This is a genomic window from Falsiroseomonas bella (assembly GCF_003173615.1).
In the GTDB taxonomy this organism is placed as follows: domain Bacteria; phylum Pseudomonadota; class Alphaproteobacteria; order Acetobacterales; family Acetobacteraceae; genus Falsiroseomonas; species Falsiroseomonas bella.
In genome coordinates this window covers 55,412-74,140 of sequence record NZ_QGNA01000001.1, presented here as the reverse complement: position 1 = coordinate 74,140, position 18,729 = coordinate 55,412, and the positions used below count along the sequence as shown (strand labels likewise).

General features: G+C 73.7%; 17 protein-coding genes. 9 read left to right on the top strand and 8 right to left on the bottom strand.

The features are described from left to right. Window positions 1-26: 26 nt before the first annotated feature. The 3 genes from DFH01_RS00410 to cysQ form a co-directional block, all read right to left on the bottom strand. Window positions 27-1,076 carry an SGNH/GDSL hydrolase family protein gene (locus DFH01_RS00410; protein ID WP_109868440.1) on the bottom strand — a complete coding sequence of 350 codons (1,050 nt, stop codon included), beginning with the start codon at window positions 1,074-1,076 and terminating at the stop codon, window positions 27-29. Between the two features lie 79 nt (window positions 1,077-1,155). Continuing rightward, the gene (locus DFH01_RS00405) at window positions 1,156-2,130 is read right to left on the bottom strand and encodes an L-threonylcarbamoyladenylate synthase (protein ID WP_233255903.1); all 975 of its coding nucleotides are present in this window, start codon (window positions 2,128-2,130) and stop codon (window positions 1,156-1,158) included. Continuing rightward, complete coding sequence (gene cysQ / locus DFH01_RS00400) at window positions 2,127-2,888, bottom strand: 3'(2'),5'-bisphosphate nucleotidase CysQ (RefSeq protein ID WP_199231090.1); 762 nt, start codon at window positions 2,886-2,888, stop codon at window positions 2,127-2,129. The genes DFH01_RS00405 and cysQ overlap by 4 nt, the downstream gene beginning before the upstream one ends. 112 nt (window positions 2,889-3,000) lie before the next feature. Here cysQ and DFH01_RS00395 point away from each other — a divergent pair, with 112 nt between their 5' ends. From DFH01_RS00395 to DFH01_RS00370, 6 genes are all read left to right on the top strand, one after another. Next, a complete protein-coding gene (locus DFH01_RS00395) occupies window positions 3,001-4,473 on the top strand; it encodes a leucyl aminopeptidase (RefSeq protein WP_109868437.1) in 1,473 nt (490 codons plus the stop codon). Between the two features lie 10 nt (window positions 4,474-4,483). After that, on the top strand, window positions 4,484-5,932 hold the full coding sequence (locus tag DFH01_RS00390; protein WP_109868436.1) for a leucyl aminopeptidase family protein: 1,449 nt from the start codon (window positions 4,484-4,486) through the stop codon (window positions 5,930-5,932). A gap of 66 nt (window positions 5,933-5,998) precedes the next feature. Continuing rightward, window positions 5,999-6,190: a type II toxin-antitoxin system VapB family antitoxin gene (locus DFH01_RS00385; protein ID WP_109868435.1), complete on the top strand. Its 192-nt coding sequence runs from the start codon at window positions 5,999-6,001 to the stop codon at window positions 6,188-6,190. A gap of 5 nt (window positions 6,191-6,195) precedes the next feature. Further along, a complete protein-coding gene (gene vapC / locus DFH01_RS00380) occupies window positions 6,196-6,582 on the top strand; it encodes a type II toxin-antitoxin system VapC family toxin (protein ID WP_233255902.1) in 387 nt (128 codons plus the stop codon). A 4-nt stretch (window positions 6,583-6,586) separates the two neighbouring features. Next, window positions 6,587-7,045 (top strand): DNA polymerase III subunit chi, encoded by a 459-nt coding sequence (locus DFH01_RS00375; protein WP_109868433.1) that lies wholly within the window; start codon window positions 6,587-6,589, stop codon window positions 7,043-7,045. 113 nt (window positions 7,046-7,158) lie between these two features. After that, the gene (locus DFH01_RS00370) at window positions 7,159-7,977 is read left to right on the top strand and encodes an N-acetylmuramoyl-L-alanine amidase (RefSeq protein WP_109868432.1); all 819 of its coding nucleotides are present in this window, start codon (window positions 7,159-7,161) and stop codon (window positions 7,975-7,977) included. 48 nt (window positions 7,978-8,025) lie between these two features. Here the strand turns inward: DFH01_RS00370 and DFH01_RS00365 are convergent, their stop codons facing one another. Then, window positions 8,026-9,000, bottom strand: a complete 975-nt coding sequence (locus DFH01_RS00365; RefSeq protein WP_109868431.1) for a Bug family tripartite tricarboxylate transporter substrate binding protein — start codon at window positions 8,998-9,000, stop codon at window positions 8,026-8,028. Between the two features lie 146 nt (window positions 9,001-9,146). On the opposite strand from DFH01_RS00365, the gene DFH01_RS28000 reads away from it, so the two are divergent. Continuing rightward, window positions 9,147-9,311: a hypothetical protein gene (locus DFH01_RS28000; protein WP_158287551.1), complete on the top strand. Its 165-nt coding sequence runs from the start codon at window positions 9,147-9,149 to the stop codon at window positions 9,309-9,311. 6 nt (window positions 9,312-9,317) lie between these two features. On the opposite strand, the gene DFH01_RS00360 is transcribed toward DFH01_RS28000, so the two are convergent. Further along, entirely contained in the window at window positions 9,318-12,485 is a 3,168-nt protein-coding gene (locus DFH01_RS00360) for a YhdP family protein (protein ID WP_146216961.1), read from the bottom strand. 17 nt (window positions 12,486-12,502) lie between these two features. Here DFH01_RS00360 and DFH01_RS00355 point away from each other — a divergent pair, with 17 nt between their 5' ends. After that, window positions 12,503-15,517, top strand: a complete 3,015-nt coding sequence (locus DFH01_RS00355) for a bifunctional [glutamine synthetase] adenylyltransferase/[glutamine synthetase]-adenylyl-L-tyrosine phosphorylase (protein WP_109868429.1) — start codon at window positions 12,503-12,505, stop codon at window positions 15,515-15,517. 21 nt (window positions 15,518-15,538) lie between these two features. Beyond that, entirely contained in the window at window positions 15,539-16,129 is a 591-nt protein-coding gene (gene bcp, locus DFH01_RS00350; protein WP_109868428.1) for a thioredoxin-dependent thiol peroxidase, read from the top strand. A 40-nt stretch (window positions 16,130-16,169) separates the two neighbouring features. Here the strand turns inward: bcp and DFH01_RS00345 are convergent, their stop codons facing one another. Genes DFH01_RS00345 through tyrS form a run of 3 tightly spaced genes read right to left on the bottom strand, consistent with a single transcriptional unit; the run spans window position 16,170 to window position 18,728 of the window. Next, window positions 16,170-17,000 carry a hypothetical protein gene (locus DFH01_RS00345; protein WP_109868427.1) on the bottom strand — a complete coding sequence of 277 codons (831 nt, stop codon included), beginning with the start codon at window positions 16,998-17,000 and terminating at the stop codon, window positions 16,170-16,172. 4 nt (window positions 17,001-17,004) lie between these two features. Continuing rightward, on the bottom strand, window positions 17,005-17,478 hold the full coding sequence (locus tag DFH01_RS00340) for an MOSC domain-containing protein (RefSeq protein WP_109868426.1): 474 nt from the start codon (window positions 17,476-17,478) through the stop codon (window positions 17,005-17,007). Window positions 17,479-17,498: 20 nt separating this feature from the next. Next, window positions 17,499-18,728: a tyrosine--tRNA ligase gene (tyrS, locus tag DFH01_RS00335; RefSeq protein WP_109868425.1), complete on the bottom strand. Its 1,230-nt coding sequence runs from the start codon at window positions 18,726-18,728 to the stop codon at window positions 17,499-17,501. Window position 18,729 lies beyond the last annotated feature (1 nt).

Here is an 18,729-nt window from a genome sequence, read left to right as displayed (position 1 = left end):
GAACGGAGCGCCTGCCGCCCGGCCGATCAAGCCCCCGCGGCGGCGCGCCGGCGCACCACCACCAAGCCGCCGAGCGCGACCAGCAGCAGCCCCGCCGCGCCCGGCGCCGGCACCGCGGCCAGGGCCGCATTGGCGATCAGCACATGCGTCGCGGCCGAGGGATGCAGGTCGTCGAAGAACAGCGAGGTGGTCAACTGCGCGGGCGTGCAGACAAGGTTCGCGGGGATGGTCGTGGTGTAGTTCACCGGCCCGCCCTCCAGGCAGGCATCGGTGACGTTGGTCAGCCCGAAGGCCGCCGGCGCCGCCACGGCGCGGTTGATCAGGGCGAAGGTGTCCACGCCGAACACCCGCACGCCGGGCAGCGCGTCGAAGGCGGCCAGCCCGTTCGCCAGCGCGGCATTGAAGGCGGCGGCGATGCCGGTGCCGGCGGCGCTGCTCATCGGGTCGCCGTTCAGCCGCGGGATCTTGCCGAGATCGGGCAGGTTGAGCACCAGGAAGTGCTCCGCGCCCGCCGCCTCCAGCGCCTGCATCTGCCCGATCAGCGAGGAGACGGAGGTGGCGATGGCGTTGTTGATGAACAGCGCGCGCGCGACCGGATCGGCGATCAGGCTCGCATCCGCCAGCGTCTGGAGCATGTCGTTGGACCCGGCCCAGACGGCGTAGAGCGCATCGGCCGGCGCGGTGCCGCCGGCTGCGGCGAGGAAGGCGCCGACCTGGCCGGGCAGGTTGATCTGCGCGCCGGCAGCCGGCGGCAGCGGCGGGGGGGCCGGAGCCGTATCGGCGCGCCCGAGCGCATAGGCGAAGACGCCCCCGCCGAGCAAGGAGGGCGCGGTCGGGCCGGTGCCGAGCCGTTGCGAGAAGGACTCGACCCAGGTGTTGCCGTTGCTGAGCTGCCCCGCGACATAGGGCGGGACGGGCGCGGCGCCGCCCGTCGCGATGAACAGGTTGCCGCGGTCGGTCAGGCTGTCGCCGAAGGCGTAGAGGCCCGCATAGCCGGCCTCGGCAGGGCGCGCCGCCAGCGGCGCGGCGGCGATCAGGGCAAGTGCCGCAAGGCGCGGCAGGACTCGGCGCAGCATGTCATTCCCCCACAGGTTGAGGCGGAGAGTTCCGCAGCCGAACGCGCCCCGCAAGCTCACGAACGCGTGAAATCGCGGATTACCCCCGCGGCGCCGCGGCGCGTGCCAGCCGGTCGTTGATCGCGGCGCCCAGCCCCGCCTGCGGCACCGCCATCGCGGCGATGCGCACGAGACCGAGGCGGCGCCCCTCCGCATCCAGCCAGCGCAACCCGGCGAAGAGCCGCGCGGCGGCCTCGCGCAGATCGCCACCGGGCGAGAGGTTCCAGACCGCGCCCGCGCCCGGCAGCGGCGCCGGCCCGAAGGCGAGCAGCGCCTCCTCCGGCCCGACTTCAGTCGCATCGAGCCGCACGGGCAGCGACGGCGCGTAGTGGGACAGCAGCATCCCCGGGCTGCGCAGGCTGCGCGTCGCCGCCGCCGCTTCCGGGGGCAGGGGCCGCCCGACCCGCCCGATGGCGGCCTCGATCGCCTCCACCGGCACGCCGCCGGGGCGCAGCAGCACCGCGCCGCCGCCCGAGAGGTCGAGCACGCTGCTCTCCACGCCGACGGCGCAGGGCCCGCCATCCAGCACCGCGGCGATCCGCCCGCCGAGGCTTTCCAGCACATGCGCGGCCGTGGTCGGGCTGACGCCGCCCGAGCGGTTGGCCGAGGGCGCGGCGACAGGCCTACCCACCTGGCGCAGCAATTCGAGCGCCAGCGGATGGTCCGGCACCCGCACCGCCAGCGTGTCGAGCCCGGCGCCGGCAAGCAGGTCCACCCGGCAGGTCTCGCGCCGCGGCAGCACCAGCGTCAGCGGCCCCGGCCAGAACAGCCGCGCCAGCTCCCGCGCCCGCTCATCCGCGACGACCTCGGTGTCGAAGGCCGCTTCAGCCGTCCAAAAATGACAGATGAGCGGGTTGAAGTGGGGGCGGCCCTTGGCCTCGAAGATGGCGGCGACGGCGCGGCCATCCAGCGCATCGGCGCCGAGCCCGTAGACCGTCTCGGTCGGGAAGGCGACGAGTTCGCCGGCGCGGAGCAGCGCGGCGGCCTCCGCGACATCGGTGATCACGCGCGTCACGCGGCGCCCCGCGCCAGGAAGGGCGGGTTTCGCCAGCCGGGCTTGCCGTAGCGCATCGGCGTGCCGTCCCACTCCGCCACCTCGCCGCCCGCGGCGCGCAGCACGGCCTCGGCGGCGGCGGTGTCCCATTCCATGGTCGGGCCGAAGCGCGGATAGAGATCGGCGCTGCCCTCCGCCAGCCGGCAGAATTTCTCGGCCGAGCCGATGTTCACGATGCGTTGCGCGCGCTGCGCCCGAGCGAAATCCGCGATGCGGGAATCCTTCGCGTAGTGGCGGCTGGCCATCACCACCGGCCCCTCCGCCGGCACGCGCCGTGCCGCGATTTTTTCGCGTTCGCCGCCCCGCTTCTTCCACGCACCGGCGCCGACAATGCCGCCAAAAAGCTCGCCGGTGGCAGGCAGGGCGACGGCGCCGAGCAGCGGCCGGCCCCCGGCCACCAGGCCGATGCACACCGCGAAGCTGTCGGTGCCCTCGGCGAATTCGCGGGTGCCGTCCAGCGGGTCCACCAGCCAGAAGCGGTCGCCGAGCGTGGCGACATGCCCGGCCTCCACCTCCTCCTCGGCCACCACGGGGATGCCGGGCGCCGCCTCCCGCAGGCCTTCCACGATCAGCGCCTCGGCGATCCGGTCGGCGGCGGTCACGGGCGAGAAGTCCCGCTTGCGCTCCACCGCGAAGCCCCCTTCGCGCACCGCCATGATGGCCTCGGCCGCCCGTCGCGCGAAATCCGCGGCGAGCTCGAGGAGCGCCCTGTCATCCATGGGAGGGCGCCTTACCTGCCGCGGGACGTGGCGCCAAGCCGCGCCGGCTTGCCCGGACCGCCGCGCCCGGTGGTAGGCTCCCGCCAGACGAAAGACACGGAATCGCCCGCGCATGCCCGACATCGCCTTCGTGAAGCCTGCCCTGCCCCGCGGCGGGGCGCTGGTGCTCTGCATGACCGAAGGCGATCCGCCCGCCGGCCTGGCCCGCGAGGCCGAGGACGCCAGCGGCGGCCTGCTCTCCCGCGCGCTGGAAGCCGCCGGCTTCAAGGGCCGCAAGGGCCACGCGACGACGCTCTACGGCCTCGGCCCCTGGACCCGCGTGGTCGCGGTCGGCCTCGGCAAGGCGGCGGAGCTCTCGGCGGAGGCGGCGGAAGCCGCCGGCGGCGCCATCGCGCCCGCCGTCGCGCAGGAGCGCGAGGCGACGGTGGCCGCCGAGGCGCTGGACCCCGCGCTGGCCGCGCAACTCGGCTTCGGCGCCGTGCTGCGCGCCTGGCGCTTCGACCGCTACCGCACCAAGGAGAAGGAGGAGGACAAGCCGAAGCTCGAGCGCCTGGCCATCGCGACGGGCAACGCGGCCGCTTCGAAATCCGCCTTCGCGCCGCTGCGCGCCGTCGCCGACGGCGTCTTCCTGGCGCGCGAGCTGGTGAGCGAGCCGCCCAACGTGCTGCACCCGGTCGAATTCGCCGAGCGCTGCAAGGGCCTGGAGCGCCTCGGCGTCGAGGTCGAGGTGATGGGGCCGAAGGAGCTGAAGCGGCTCGGCTTCGGCGCGATGCTCGGCGTGGCGCAGGGCTCGGCGCATGAGGCCCGCATGGTGGTGATGCAGTGGAAGGGCGCGCCGCGCGGGAAGAAGCAGAAGCCGCTGGCGCTGATCGGCAAGGGCGTGACCTTCGACACCGGCGGCATCTCCATCAAGCCCGCCGGCGGGATGGAGGACATGAAGTGGGACATGGCCGGGGCCGGCGCGGTGGTCGGCGCGATGGCCGCGCTCGCCGGACGCAAGGCGAAGGCCGATGTGGTGGGACTGGTCGGGCTGGTGGAGAACATGCCCTCCGGCACGGCGCAGCGGCCGGGCGACGTGGTGAAGACCGCCTCGGGCCAGACGGTGGAGGTGATCAACACCGATGCGGAAGGCCGCCTCGTACTCGCCGATGTCATGTGGTACTGCCAGGACCGCTTCGACCCGCGCGGCATGGTGGATCTCGCCACGCTCACCGGCGCGATCATCATCGCGCTCGGCCACGAGCATGCGGGCCTGTTCAGCAACGACGAGACGCTGGCGCAGCAGGTGATCGCGGCCGGCGCGGCGGTGGGCGAGAAGTGCTGGCGCATGCCGCTGGCCGATGCCTACGACAAGCAGATCAAGTCCGACATCGCGGACATGAAGAATGTCGGCGGGCGTCCCGGCGGCTCGATCACAGCGGCGCAGTTCCTGCAGCGCTTCACCAACGGCAAGCCCTGGGCGCATCTCGACATCGCCGGCACGGCCTGGAGCAGCAAGGATGCGGCGACGGTGCCGAAGGGCGCGACGGCCTTCGGCGTAAGGCTGCTGGATCGCCTCGTCGCGGAGACGATGGAGGAGGGCTGAGGCCCTTTCCGTGCTGAAGGTCTCCTTCCGTCGCGCGGAGCCGGATCCGGGCCTTCCCGTGGTGCGGCCGGTCGCCGCCGTGCCGGCGGGGTTCGAGGTGCTTGCAGCGGCCCGGAACTTCCGCGCGCAGGCCGGGCAGGTGCTGGAGCCCGCCGCCGCGCCGCGGCACGTCTTCGTCGGCACCGGCGCGTGGACGCGGCGCGACTGCGAGACGGCCGGCGCCGCCGTCGTCGCGCATCTGGCGGATGCGCCGCATCTGCAACTCGATGCGCGCGGTATTGCGCCCGAGCGCGCCTGCATGATCGCCGCCGGCGCGGCGCTGCGCGCCTGGCGCTTCGACCTGCACCGCACGCGCGACGTGAGGCCGGGCCCGTCGCGGCTGACCGTCCTCACCGAGGATCCCGCCGCTGCGAAGGATGCGTGGGAGGGCGTCGTCGCGCCGGTGCGCGGCTGCCTCTTCGCGCGCGACCTGGTGGCGGAGCCGGCGAACCACCTGACCACCAAGAGCTTCGTGAAGCGGCTGGAGGGCCTCGCCGAGCACGGCATCCATGTGGACGTGCTGGGGCGCAAGCGCCTGGCGCGCGCAGGCTTCGGCGCGCTGCTCGCGGTGGGCGCGGGCGGCTCCACGCCGCCACTCCTTGCCGTGCTGCGCTGGCGCGGCAGCATCGCGGCGCCGCCCGTCGCCTTCGTCGGCAAGGGGATCGTCTTCGACACGGGCGGCCTCTCCATCAAGCCGGCGCAGGGGATGGCGGCGATGCGCGCCGACATGGCGGGTGCCGCCGCCTGCGCCGGCGCGATGCTGTCGCTCGCCCTGCGCCGCAGCCCCGCGCCGGCCGTCGCCGTGCTGGCCATCGCGGAGAACGCGACGGATGCGCGCAGCTACCGCCCCTCCGATGTGCTGCGCACGCTGTCGGGCCGCACGGTGGAGGTGGTGGACACCGATGCGGAAGGCCGCCTGGTGCTGACCGATGCGCTGCACTACGCGGTGGATCGCTTCCGCCCGCGCGCGGTGGTGGACCTTGCCACGCTGACCGGTGCGATCGTCTCCGCGCTCGGGCATCACCGCGCGGGCCTGTTCGGCAACGACGCGGCGCTGACGGCCGCGCTGGCCGCGGCGGGCGAGGCAGTGGGCGAGGCGCTCTGGCCGATGCCGATCGGCGAGAGCCATCGCGCCGACCTCGCTTCCGACATCGCCGACATCCGCCAATGCGTGCCCTCGGCGCGCGGGGAGGGCGGCTGGGCCACGCGCTTCATCCCCGACGCCTGCCACGCCGCGGCCTTCCTGCGCGAATTCGTGGGCGAGGGCGTGCCCTGGGCGCATTGCGACATCGCGGGCGTGGACACGCAGGACGCGCCGCATCCGCTCGGCCCCGCCGGCCCGACCGGCTTCGGCGTGCGCCTGCTGGATGCGCTGGTGGCGGCGCAGTTCGAGGAGGAGGACCACCACGTGTCGCCGTGAGCGGCGCCTTGAGCGGTTCGGCGGCGATGTGCATATCTGGGCCCTGCGATACACATCGGTGCGGCCATGCGGACCAATATCGACATCGACGACCGCCTGATGGCGGAGGTGCTGAAGGAGACCGGCCTGCCCTCCAAGCGGGCGGCGGTGGAGGAGGGGCTCCGCCTGCTGCTCCAGGTCAGGCGGCAGCGCCGCATCCGGGAGCTGTTCGGCACGGTGGACTGGCAGGGCGACCTGGATGAGAGCCGGCGTTCTTGATCGTCGTGGACACCTCGGTCTTGATCGACTTCCTGCGCGGCGTGCGCAGCCCCGAGGCCCTGAAGCTGCTCGACCTGCTGGGCGACGATGCGGTGATCGTGGGCGATCTCGTGCTCTGCGAGGTGCTGCAGGGCATGCCGACGGAGCGTGAGGCGCGGCGCGTCGAGGCGCAGTTGCGCCGCGCCATCGTCGTCGGGATGGTGGATGACCTGCTGGCGACCGAAGCGGCTGCGCATGACCGCCTGCTGCGCGGCAAGGGGGTGACCATCCGCAAGACCATGGACCTGCTGATCGCGACCTTCTGCCTGTCGGAGGACCTGCCCCTGCTCCATCGCGACCGCGACTTCGACGCGATGGAGCAGCATCTCGGCCTGCGCGTGCTGCACGCCTGACGCCATGGCGGAATACGGCTTCTACCACCTGACCCGCACGCCGCTCGACCGCGCGCTGCCGCGCCTGCTCGGGCGCGTGCTGGAGGCGGGCGGGCGCGCGATGGTGCTGCTCGGCAGCCGGGAGCGGATGGAGGCGCTGGATGCCGCGCTGTGGACCGCCACCGATCCCGACTGGCTGCCGCACGGCACGCCGCTGATCGGCCACGCGCCGCTGCAGCCGATCTGGCTGACCACCGAGGACGCGCCGGAGGAGGGCGCGCCGAACGCCGCGCGCTTCCTCTTCCTGCTGGACGGCATGACCTCCGCCCGGCTCGACCGCTTCGAGCGCGTGCTGGACCTGTTCGATGGCGGCGACGAGGCCGCGGTGCAGGCCGCGCGCACGCGCTGGCGGCAGGCCAAGGCGGCCGGCCATGCGCTGACCTACTGGCAGCAGGGCGCGCGCGGCTGGGAAAAGGCGGGCTGAAATCGCCCTGCCACGGCGTTCGCCTCCTGTGCGCGCGGCGTCCGCGCAACTTGCCTGCATGGTTTCCGGCACCGTAGCGTTCCGGCGCGCCAAGGTGCGCGAGGAGACGGGCGATGAAGATCGTCAAGGACCGGATCGAGGGCATTCCCTTCCACGCAAGCCCGCATGTGCGCGGGAAGATCACGCCGCGCTTCCTGGTGATGCACTACACCGCCGGCGGCTCCGCGCTCGGCTCCGTGCAGGCCATCGCCAATCGCGGCCTCTCGGCGCATCTCTTCGTGGATCGCGACGGGGCGGTGATCCAGACCGTGCCCTTCAATGTCGAGGCGCTGCATGCCGGCCCCTCCAACTGGCGCGGCTTCAACGGGCTGAACGGGCATTCGATCGGCATCGAGATCGCCAATCTCGGCTGGCTGGACCAGCGCGTCGCCGGCGGCTGGACGCGGGAGGGGCTGGGCCGCGTGCTGCCGGACAGCCAGGTGATCGTCGCCCGCCACCGCAATGGCGGGCCGGAGATGGCGTGGGAGATCTTCCCCGATGCGCAGCTCAAGGCGCTGGCGGAACTGACGCTGCTGATCCGCGGCGCCTATGCCTCGATCCAGGAGGTGGTCGGCCATGACGACATCTCGCCCGGCCGCAAGCAGGATCCCGGCCCGGCCTTCCCGGTGGCGCGGTTCCAGGGGCTGGGCGGCGCGGCGGGGTCGGGCACGCTGGCGGACAACGACCTCGGCGAGTTCGAGGTGATCTCCCGCGACACGCTGAACCTGCGCGGCGGGCCGGGCACCGACTTCAAGGCGCTGAAGAAGCTCGCGCCCGGCAGCAAGCTGCGCGTGCTGCGCGAGCAGGGCGAATGGCGGATGGTGGACCTGGAAGGCGACGGCAACCCCGACGGCTTCGTCCACGGCGCCTTCCTGCGCCGCCTGGGAAGCTGACGCGCAAAGGGGCTCGGGGCGCCGGTCAGGGCGCCCCGACCCGGCTCATCACCCGTCGAGCTTCACGCCGGTGAGCTGCACCATCTCCGCCCAGCGCGCCACCTCGGCGCGCTGGAAGGCGGCGAAGGCGGCGGGGGGCAGGGGGTCGAGCGTGAAGCCGGCCGCGGCCAGGCGCCGCTGCACCTCGGCGTCGGCGAAGGTGCCGATGAAGGCAGCGGCGAGCCGCTCGGCAACCGGCGCCGGCAGGCCGGCCGGGCCGAACAGGCCGAACCAGGCATCCACCGCCATGTAGCCGACGCCCGCCTCCTCCGTGGTCGGGATGGCGGGGAAGTCCGCGAGCCGCCGCGGCGCGCCGACCGAGAGCGCGCGCAGCCGCCCGTCGCGGATCAGGTTGGCAACGGTGGGGAAAGTGGAGACGTAGAAATCCACCTGCCCCGCCACCGTCGCGGTCGCCGCCGGCGCCGCGCCGTTGAAGGGCACATGCGTCGCATCCAGGCCCGAGCGGCGCACGAAGGTCTCCGCGATGACGTGGCTCGCCGAGCCCGCCTGGGAGGAGGCGTAGTTCAGCCGCCCGCCATTGCGGCCCATCGCCTGCAGATCGGCCATGCTCTGCGCGCGCGAGTTCGCCGGCACCACCGTGGCGTGGTGGACGGTGCCGAGCTTGGCCACGGCGGTGAAGCCCTCCACCACGTTGAAGGGCAGCCGCGCCATCATCGCTTGGTTGGAGGCATGGGTCTGGTTGTGGCCGATCATCACCGTCAGCCCGTCCGGCGCCGCGCGGTGCGTCGCCTCGGAGCCGATCACGCCGCCGCCGCCGGCGCGGTTGTCCACGACCACGGGCTGGCCGAGCGCGGCCGCGGCCTTCTCGCCGGTGACGCGGGCGAGGATGTCGGTCGGGCCGCCGGGCGGCGCCGGCACGATCAGCCGGATCGGCCGGTCCGAGCCCTGGGCGCGGACGGCGGGCGCGGCGAGCGCCGCGGGCAGGGCGGCGAGGGCAAGGGCGTGGCGACGCGTGATGCGCATGGCGCGGAAATCCTCCCGGGAACGCCGTCGCTTCGCGCCGCTCGCATGGCAGGTCAAGTCTCCGTCAGCGCACAACCGATCGTTGCGCCGGCTGTGCCGTTTTTGGCAGGATGACGTCTCCTTCGAGGGCGAGCGAGGGTCAGGTCATGTTGCAACGCGACACGGAAGGCGGCTGTCCCGCGCGGTCGGAGCCGCATGCACTCGCCCCGAGCGAGCCGGCGACCGCACGCGCGCTCTGGCCGACCTTCATGCGCCGCACGCTCAGCGAGGAAGCGCTGCGCGTCGCGCCGGAGCCGCCCCAGGGCAAGTAGCGCAGCTCAACGCCCGGCGGGTTGCGGGGCGCCCTGTTGGCCGATGTCAAAGAGCCCGCGCAGGAACCCCGGCGTCAGCGCCGCGAGCGGGTTCACGCTCACTTCCGGATCGGCGAGCGGCCCGCGCAGGCGGAAGGTCGCGGCGAAGAGGCCGCCGCCGCGCTCGGGCGAGAAGATGCGGCCGAGCAGCGGGATGTGGCCGAGCAGCGAATTCAGGATGTAGGCGGGCACGATCGTGCCATCCATCGCCACCCGCTCCCGCCGCCGGTCCAGCGTCCCGCGCGCGGTGAGGCCGAGCGAGGCGGAGAAGGCGCGCGCATCCTCGAGCTGCAGCGCATCCGGCGTCAGGGTGAAGGGCGCCACCAGCCGCACGAAGTTCAGCCCCGGGCCGGACAGCGCCTCGACCAGGCCGAACAGCGTCATGGCCTGCAGCAGCTTGCCGAAGGCGGGCGCGTTGTGGACCACGAACTCGTCCATCTCCGCCGAGCCCGAAAGCGCCGCGCCGGGCGCGTTGGAGGCATAGGTGGCGGTCACGGACAGGCGCCCGCCCTCGATGTGGCGCAGCACGTCGAAGGCGCCGAGCAGGGCGCCGGCATCCTGCGCGGTCAGGCGCAGCGACCGGCCCTGGCCCTGCGGCTGGAGCGTCATCTCGAAGGGGCCGCGCGGGCCGGTGCGCCCCGTGACGCGGCCGGCGCGCAGCACGCCATGCCCGTCCACCTGCACCTGCCCTTCCACCGCCGCGAGTTCGCGCCGCTCGCCGAGCAGCACGCGCTCGAAGCGCGCCTGCACATCGAAGGCCGGGCCGCTGGCCTGGTGCGGCGCCTCGGGCACCCGTTCGCGCGACAGAGGCTGCCGCAGGTCGAGCGCCGGGCCGCGCAGCGAGATCTGCCAGGCGGCATCGGCACGCGCGGGCGGGCGTGCCTCCCCCGCGAAGCGGCTGCCCTCCAGCCGGCCCTCGGCGATCGCCACGCGCTGCAAGCGTGCGCCCGCGCCGAACTGGGCGCTGCCCCGCAGCAGCAGCGACGGCGCCTCCACCCGGAAGCTCTCGATCGCCTCCAGCGCATCGCGGTTCAGCCGCAGCACGAGGTCGGCGCCGGCATTCTGGCCCGGCGGCTTGCTCCAGCCGAAGGGGTCGAGCATCAGCCGCGCCTCGCGCAGGTCGCCGCGGACATCGATGCGGGCCGCGCCGCTACGCATCTGCTGGTAGCGCAGGTCGAGACCGACCGGGCCGCTCAGCACCTCCTCATGGCCGAGGTCGAGCGCGGCGAGCTGCGCCCCGGTGGCGCGGCCCTGCATGGTGGCGCGCAGCACCACCTGGCTCGCCGGGCCGCGACGGAAATCCGCCTGCAGGCCGAGCCGCGCCGCCGCGACCGGCCCGAGATTGCCGGTGCCGCTGGCGCGCAGCCCGTCGGTGTCCACCGTGACCTCGAACTGCCCGCGCTCCAGGGCCTGGCCGAGCGCGACATCGGGCACGCGCAGGTCGCGCAGCCGGCCCTGCGCGCCGATGCGGATCTGCTCCACCGGCAGGTCGTTCAGCAGCGGGAAGGCGAGACTGAGGCGCCCTTCCAGCGTGCCGCGCGCGCTCTGCACCGGCAACGGCCGCCGCTCGAACAGCTTGAGGCGCGGATGCTTGAGCAGCGCCAGCCCGTCCGCGGCGGGCCCGGCCAGGGAGAGCTCGATCTCCGCGCGCTCCTGGTCGGCGGGCGTCAGAAGGATGCGCACGGTGCCCCCGCGCAGCTCGAGCCCCGTGCCGGACTGACGGGCAGCGGCCGCTTCCACCGTCACCGCGTCCAGCCCGAACAGGATGCGTCCCTGCACGCCTTCGGCGGGTGGGATCGGCCGCAGCCAGTGCACCGTCGCATCCGACACCTCGACCGCGCCGCGCGCCTCCGTCACGCGCAGGTCGGAAAGGTCGGCGGTGGCCTCCGCGGTGATCTCCCAGGCGCCGTTGCGCGCCGTGCCGGCGGTGACGTTCTCCACCACCCAGTCGCGCGCGCCGCGCGCCACGCCCTCCGGCCACCAGGCCCGCAGCCCGGCGGCGGGCAGCGCATCGAGCCCGAGCCGCGCCTGCATCCTCCACCCGGCATCGTGGCGCGTCGCCGTGCCGGTCGCGGTGAGCGTCGGCGCCTCCGGCCCGGCCAGGTGCAGCCGCACCTGCCGCAGCACGGCTCCGCGCGGCTGCACCTGCACCGAGAGATCGCCCGCGGCGATCGGCACGCTGCCGAGCTGCGCCAGGTCCAGCCGGCCGGCGCCGGACTCCGCGGTGACGCCCAGCTCCCACACCGCGCCGTCGGTGCTGATGCGCCCATGCACCTCGCCATGCACGGGTGCATCCATCATGCCGAGTGGCTCAAGCCCCGGCAGGGTCGCGGCGAGCTGGCGCGTGCCGAGCGCCGGCAGGCCGAAGCGGAACTCCACCTGCGCCGGCTGGCCGGTGGCGACCGCCGTGCCGTTGACCGGGATGCGCGCCTCGCCCAGCTGCATCGTCGCGGAGACGCGCCCGGCGACGCCGCCCTCCGCCCGGCGCCGCAGCTGCAGCGCGACGTCGTCCATCGCCCAGACCGCGCCGAGCTGCGCATCCTCCACCACCACCCGCGCGCCGGTGATGGCGAGGTTGCGCAGCGCATCGAGCGGCTGCTCGTCGCCGGGCGGGCGCATCATGGCGGCGATCCGGTCGCGCAGCGCCGCGCCGCCATCCTCCGTCGCCGCCTCCGGCTCGGCGCCCGGCGGGCCGAGCTGCAGCGAGAGGCGCCCTTCCTCGTCGCGGCGCAGCCGCAGCACCGCGCCGCGCAGCTCCAGCCGGCTCGGCGCCAGGGAACCGCGCAGCAGCCAGGGCAGGGAGAGGCTGACGCTGGCATCCGGCAACTCCGCCCGCACCGCGCCGTCCCGCCCCACCATGCGCACGCCGGAGAGCTGGATCTCGAGCGGCGTCGACCCTTCGCCATGCAGCCCTTCCCAGGCGATGCCCACATGGCCGATGTCGAGTTCCGCCTCGGAATCGGGGGTGTTGAGCGACTGCTCGATGGCGCGGGCGAGGAAATCGAGCGGGATCGGGCCCTGGGCCAGGCGCCAGCCCAGCACCGCGAGGCCGAGCAGCAGCAGCAGGCACAGACCGAGCAGCAGATGCGCCAGCCGGTGCGCCTCGCGCGCCACTTGACCGGCGGCCCGCCTCACGACTTCCCTCCCCGGTCATGCCGAGATCCCGAGAGGCGGCCGCCGCCGCGCCCGCCAGCCCATCGCCCGGCGCGCCGCAGATCGCCGCCGCCAGGCTGCCGCGCCCCTTCGACCCCCAGGCGGCGTCGCAGCTCGCCCAGCGCTTCGCCGAGCGCGGCGCCGCCGAGCAGGCCTTCGCCGCGACTGCGGAGGGCGCGGCGCTGCTCGCGGCGATGGGGGGACATTCCAGCTACCTGGCCGACCTGGCGGTGCGGGAATCCGCCACGCTGCTGCGGCTGGCCGAGCGCGGGCCGGATGCGGCCTTTGCCCTGGCGGTGGACCCGCTCGGCCGCGCCGACCCGGATGCCGGGCGGGCGCAGGTCGCGGCGCTGCTGCGCCAGGCGAAGCGGCAGGCGGCGCTGATCGCGGCCGCGGCCGACCTCGCCGGCCTCTGGCCGCTGGATCGCGTCACCGGCGCGCTGTCGGACCTCGCGGATGCCTGCACCGACTATGCCTGCGCGCATCTGCTGCGGGAGGCGCAGGCGAGGGGCGAGTTGAAGCTGGCCGGTGGCGGCGCACGGCATGATCCGCGGGCGACGGGCCGCGGCTCCGGGCTGGTGGTGCTCGGCATGGGCAAGCTCGGCGGGCGGGAGCTGAACTACTCCTCTGATATCGACCTCATGGTGCTCTACGATCCGCTCGCGGCAGCCTACGACGCGGACCGCGCGGGCGCCATCTACGTTCGTCTCGCCCGGGACCTCGTGCGGCTGCTCGAGGACCGGACCGAGGACGGCTACGTCTTCCGCACCGACCTGCGGTTGCGCCCCGACCCGGCGGCGACGCCGCTGGCGGTCTCGCTGCCCGCCGCCATCGCCTACTACGAGAGCATGGGGCAGAACTGGGAACGCGCCGCGATGATCAAGGCGCGGCCCGTCGCGGGCGACCGCGCGCTCGGCGACGGCTTCCTGCGCGAGATCCGCCCCTTCGTCTGGCGCCGGCACCTGGATTTCGCCGCGGTCGCCGACATCCATTCCATCAAGCGGCAGATCCACGCGCACAAGGGCGCGCGCGGCGCGCATGCGCGGGTGCAGGTGGAAGGCCATGACGTGAAGCTCGGCCGGGGCGGCATCCGGGAGATCGAGTTCAGCACGCAGGTGCTGCAGCTGATCTGGGGCGGGCGCGATCCTGTGCTGCGCGACCCCACCACGCTCGGCGCGCTCGCCGCGCTGGTCGCGGCCGGGCGGATCGAGCGGCGCACCGCCGCCGACATGGCGGACGCCTATGTCTTCCTGCGCAATGTCGAGCACCGGCTGCAGATGGTCGCCGACCGCCAGACCCACCGCCTGCCGGAGGACGAGGCCGGCCTTGCGCGCATCGCCTCCTTCCTCGGCTTCGACGCGCCCGAAAGCTTCGCCGCGGCGCTGACCGGCCATCTCACGCGCGTCGAGCGCGCCTATGCCGGCCTGTTCGAGGCCGCGCCCGATCTCGGCACCAATCGCGAGGGCGCCAGCGGCAGCCTGGTCTTCACCGGCGTCGAGGACGACCCCGAGACCATCGAGACGCTGCGCCGCATGGGCTTCCAGAACCCACAGGCGGTCGGCGCGACGGTGCGCGCCTGGCATCACGGCCGTACCCGCGCGACCCGCAGCGAGCGCGCGCGCGAATTGCTGACCGAGATCATGCCCGCGCTGCTCGGCGCCTTCGCGAAGCAGCCGCAGCCGGACCAGGCGCTGCTGCGGCTGGATGCGGCCTTCGCGCGCATGCAGGCGGGCGTGCAGGCGCTGTCGCTGCTGCACCGCAACCCGGCGCTGCTCGACCGCCTCGCCTTCGTGCTCGGCGCGGCGCCGGCGCTGGCCGACCATGTCGCGCACAGCGCGGCGGCGCTGGATGCGCTGCTGTCCGGCACGCTCGCGGCCGACACCGACGTGGCCGCGCCGCTGCCCGCGCTGGTGAAGGAGGCGCGCTTCTTCGAGGAAGCGCTGGACTCGACGCGCCGCGTGGTGACGGAACGCCGCTTCGAGATCGACGCCGCGGCGCTGGAAGGCCGGATCGACGTGGACGCGGCGGGCATGGCGCGCAGCGACCTCGCGGACGCCGCCATCGCCGCACTGCTGCCGCGCATCGCCGCCGAATTCGCGCAGCGCCACGGCAAGGTGAAGGGCGGCGCGCTCGGCGTCGTGGCGCTCGGCAAGCTCGGCGCGCGGGACATGCTGCCGGCCTCCGACCTCGACCTGATCCTCGTCTACGACCATCCCGAGGACGCGCTGGAGAGCACGGGCGGCGCGAAGCAGCTTCCACCGAGCCAGTATTTCGGCCGGCTGGCGAACCAGGTGGTGGCGGCACTCACCTCGCCGGGCGCGGAGGGCAAGCTGTTCGAGGTGGACATGCGGCTGCGTCCCTCGGGCTCGAAGGGGCCGGTCGCGGTCTCGCTCGCCGGCTTCGCGCGCTACCAGGCGGAAAGCGCCTGGACCTGGGAACGCATGGCGCTGACCCGCGCGCGCTTCGTCGCCGGCGCGCCGGGCCTCAAGCGGAAGGTGGAAGCGGCGCTGAAGGCGGCGCGCACGCGCCCGGCCGATGCCGCGCAGGTGCTGGCCGATGCGGGCGCGATGCGCGCGCGCATGCTGCGCGACCTGCCGGCGGAAGGGCCGTGGGACGTGAAGCTGATGCCGGGCGGGCTGGTGGAGACGGAGTTCGTCGCCCAGGCACTGCAGGTCGCGCATGCGCATCGCCTGCCCGCGGTGCTGTCGCCCACCACGCGGATCGCGCTGCGCAACCTGGCCGCGGCGGGGCTGCTGACGGAGGCGGAGGCCGCGACGCTGACCGCGGCCGACCGGCTGTGGCGCGCCATCCTCGCGCATCTGCGCCTGACCGTCGGCCGCTGGGGCGAGGAGGCGCTGCCCGAGGCCGTGGCGGGCGGGTTGCTCGCCGCGGTCGGCAAGCAGATGGCGGAACCGCCGGTTGACCAGGCGGGGCTGCGCACACAGATGCGCGCGATGGCGGAGGCGGTGCGCGCGGTGTTCGTGCGGCGCATCGGCCTGCCGGACGCGACCTGACGGAGGGGGATTCTTTTGGTCATGCCTGCAGCGAAGAAGCCGGCGGCGCCGGCGAAGACCACGGCCGCGAAGAGCACGGCCGCAAAGACCAGCGCGGCGAAGAAGCCTGCCGCGCCGAAGCCCGCGGCGAAGGCGGCCCCGGCGGCTGCCGGCCCCGCGGAGGGCGCGGCGGCGCCCGCCTTCTCGATGCCGGCGAGCGGCGGGCGCACTGTCAGCAGCGCCTCGCTGAAGGGCAAAGCCTATCTGCTGTATTTCTACCCGAAGGCCGACACGCCCGGCTGCACCAAGCAGGCCTGCGGCGTGCAGGAGGCGCTGCCGCAGCTCGGCAAGCTTGGCCTCGAGATCATCGGCGTCTCGCCCGATCCCATGAAGCCGATCGAGAAGTTCGCCGAGAAGTACAAGCTGACCTTCCCGCTCGCCTCCGACGAGGACCACAAGGTTGCCGAGGCCTATGGCACGTGGGTGGAAAAGTCCATGTACGGCAAGACCTACATGGGCATGGAGCGCTCCAGTTTTCTGATCGATGGCGCGGGCAAGGTGCGGAAGGTCTGGCGCAAGGTGAAGCCGGAGGAACACGCGGCGCAGGTGATGGAAGCCGCGAAGGGGCTCTGACCGCAACGCCCTTCCTCACGCGCGGAGGGAGGGCAGGTCCTCAGCGTGCGCGGCGGCCGGGCAGCGCCACGATCGCGATGATCGCGGTGAAGACCGCCGCGCCGATCGCCGCGATGATGCCGAGCAGCATCAGCACCGCCGGCGTCTCCCCCGTGTCGCCGGCGAGGCGCATCAGCCAGCCGATGCCTGCCAGGATCAGGGCCGCGCCCATGATGCCGAGGCCCCAGCCGATCACCAGCCAGGGCCGGCGGAAGGCAAGGCCCTCGCGCGGCCTGGGGATGCGTGAATGGAAATGGTGGAAGACCCGGATCCCCTCGTCCCGCGCCGCGCGTGCGACGGGCACGCGCAGACGGAAGCTGATCGTGCCGCCGTAGCGGCTGCGCGGGTGGACCATCTCGAACTCCAGGCATTCGGGCGCGCCTTCCGGCTGCAGCCAGGCGACCGAGCCGAGTGCCGGCAGCGCCCATCGGCTCAGGCGGTGATAGGATCCGTCCACGATCACCTGGCGCCGGCCGAACACCACCTCGACGCCCTGCCCGCTGCGGCGCGGCGTGAACTCGTTGGTCAGCGCCGGATCCGCCCTGCCGCGGCGGGCGTCGAACAGCCGGAACGCCTCCCACTCGCGCGCCGAAACTTCCCAGCGCGCCAGCCGGCCGATACCGCCGCGCAGCCGCGCCTCGCCGAGGGCGGCCAGCACGCCCGACAGGCCGAAGAACAGGCCGAAGCCGATCGCCGTCACACCGCCGGCGCCAAGGAGCCCCCGCGCCAGGTCGCCCAGTTGCTCGTATCGCAGGCCGAGCACGGTCATCGCCGCCGCGCCGAGAAGCGCCGTCGCGAGCCAGAATGCCGCCTTGCGGCCTGGACGACGCATCGGCTCAGCCCTCCCGCGTCAACGCGTCCCCGAGGCGGATCGCACCGCCCTCGATCACGCGCGCGGTGATCCCGCCATGGCCGCGGACGGCGTTGTAGCCGCCGGGGCCGAATTCTTCCTCCATGCGGGAGCAGGGGTGGCATTCGCCGCTGTGTTCCAGCAGCGCCGCGCCGATGCGGAAGCGGCGGCCCTTCAGAGCCAGCAGGTTCACGCCCTGGATGACGAGGTTGCGCCGCAGCGCCTCGGGCGCGACCGCGTCCCGCCCGAGGAAGCCGGCGATGGCGGCGAGGTGCTCGGCGGCGATCAGCGTGACCTGGCGGGCGCCGGTCGCGCTGCCGCGCCAGCGGTCGCCGATCACCCCGCGCCCTGGCTCCAGCAGCGCCTGCTCCACGGCGATCATTGGTGCGCGCCGCTCCGGCCGCAGCCCGATCCAAACGAGGCTGCCGGGGCGCATCGGCGCGTCCAGCAGACGCGCCATGAGCGACCCCTCGGGTGGCCTCACCCCGCGCGCACCAGCAGATGCTTCTTCTTCCCGAGCGACAACTTCGCTGCGCCGTCGCGCAGGTCGCCCGGCGTGACCTGCGCGGCAGGATCGGTGACCGCAACGTCGTTCAGCCGCACGCCATTCTGCGCGATCAGCCGCCGCGCCTCGCCCTTGCTCGCGACCAGCTTCGCGGCGGCGAGCAGGTCCACCACGCCAGCCGGCAGCGCCGCCAGATGCGTCGGCAGCGTCTCCGCCGTCACGCCTTCCTCGAAGGTGCGGCGCGCGGTCTCGGCGGCGGCGACCGCCGCGTCGCGGCCATGCAGCAGCGCGGTGGCCTCGGTCGCCAGCACCTTCTTCGCGTCGTTCACCTCGGCGCCGCTGAGCGCGGCCAGCCGCGCGACCTCCGCCATCGGCAGGTCCGTGAACAGCGCGAGGAAGCGGCCGACATCGGCGTCCTCGGCGTTGCGCCAGAACTGCCAGTAGTCATAGGGCGCGACCTTCGCGGCATCGAGCCACACCGCGCCCTGCGCCGTCTTGCCCATCTTCGCGCCCGAGGCCGTGGTGATCAGCGGCGTGGTGACGACATGCGCCTCCGCCCCCGTCACGCGGCGGATCAGGTCGGCGCCCATGACGATGTTGCCCCACTGGTCGGAGCCGCCCATCTGCAGCGCAACCCCGTGCCGCCGCGACAACTCCAGGAAGTCGTAGGCCTGCAGCAGCATGTAGTTGAACTCGAGGAACGACAGGTTCTGCTCGCGGTCGAGGCGCTGCTTCACGCTCTCCATCGTCAGCATGCGGTTGACGCTGAAATGCTTCCCGATGTCGCGCAGGAAGGGGATGTAGAGCAGAGCGTCGAGCCACTCGGCATTGTCGAGCATGACCGCGTCGGTAGGACCGTCGCCGAACTGAAGAAAAGAATCGAACACCTTGCGGATGCCGGCCTTGTTGGCCTCGATCCGCGCCTCGTCGAGCAGCGGCCGCGCCTCGTCGCGGAAGGAGGGATCGCCGACCTTCGTCGTGCCGCCGCCCATCAGCACGACGGGCTTGTTGCCGGTGCGCTGCAGCAGGCGCAGCAGCATGATCTGCACGAGCGACCCGACATGCAGGCTGTCGGCGGTCGCGTCGAAGCCGATATAGCCGGGCAGCGGGCCCTGCTTCAGCCGCGCGGTCAGCGCCGCCTCGTCGGTGGACTGGTGGATGAAGCCGCGGCTCTTGGCCTCGTGCAGGAAGTCTGTCGTGCTCATC

Coding starts and splice junctions, on each gene's coding strand:
- DFH01_RS00410 (WP_109868440.1), bottom strand. CDS start 1,076: ATGCTGCGCCGAGTCCTGCCGCGCCTTGCGGCACTTGCCCTGATCGCC.
- tyrS (WP_109868425.1), bottom strand. CDS start 18,728: ATGAGCACGACAGACTTCCTGCACGAGGCCAAGAGCCGCGGCTTCATC.
- DFH01_RS00340 (WP_109868426.1), bottom strand. CDS start 17,478: ATGGCGCGTCTGCTGGACGCGCCGATGCGCCCCGGCAGCCTCGTTTGG.
- DFH01_RS00375 (WP_109868433.1), top strand. CDS start 6,587: ATGGCGGAATACGGCTTCTACCACCTGACCCGCACGCCGCTCGACCGC.
- DFH01_RS00365 (WP_109868431.1), bottom strand. CDS start 9,000: ATGCGCATCACGCGTCGCCACGCCCTTGCCCTCGCCGCCCTGCCCGCG.
- DFH01_RS00345 (WP_109868427.1), bottom strand. CDS start 17,000: ATGCGTCGTCCAGGCCGCAAGGCGGCATTCTGGCTCGCGACGGCGCTT.
- DFH01_RS00355 (WP_109868429.1), top strand. CDS start 12,503: ATGCCGAGATCCCGAGAGGCGGCCGCCGCCGCGCCCGCCAGCCCATCG.
- bcp (WP_109868428.1), top strand. CDS start 15,539: ATGCCTGCAGCGAAGAAGCCGGCGGCGCCGGCGAAGACCACGGCCGCG.
- DFH01_RS00395 (WP_109868437.1), top strand. CDS start 3,001: ATGCCCGACATCGCCTTCGTGAAGCCTGCCCTGCCCCGCGGCGGGGCG.
- DFH01_RS00385 (WP_109868435.1), top strand. CDS start 5,999: ATGCGGACCAATATCGACATCGACGACCGCCTGATGGCGGAGGTGCTG.
- cysQ (WP_199231090.1), bottom strand. CDS start 2,888: ATGGATGACAGGGCGCTCCTCGAGCTCGCCGCGGATTTCGCGCGACGG.
- DFH01_RS28000 (WP_158287551.1), top strand. CDS start 9,147: ATGTTGCAACGCGACACGGAAGGCGGCTGTCCCGCGCGGTCGGAGCCG.
- DFH01_RS00370 (WP_109868432.1), top strand. CDS start 7,159: ATGAAGATCGTCAAGGACCGGATCGAGGGCATTCCCTTCCACGCAAGC.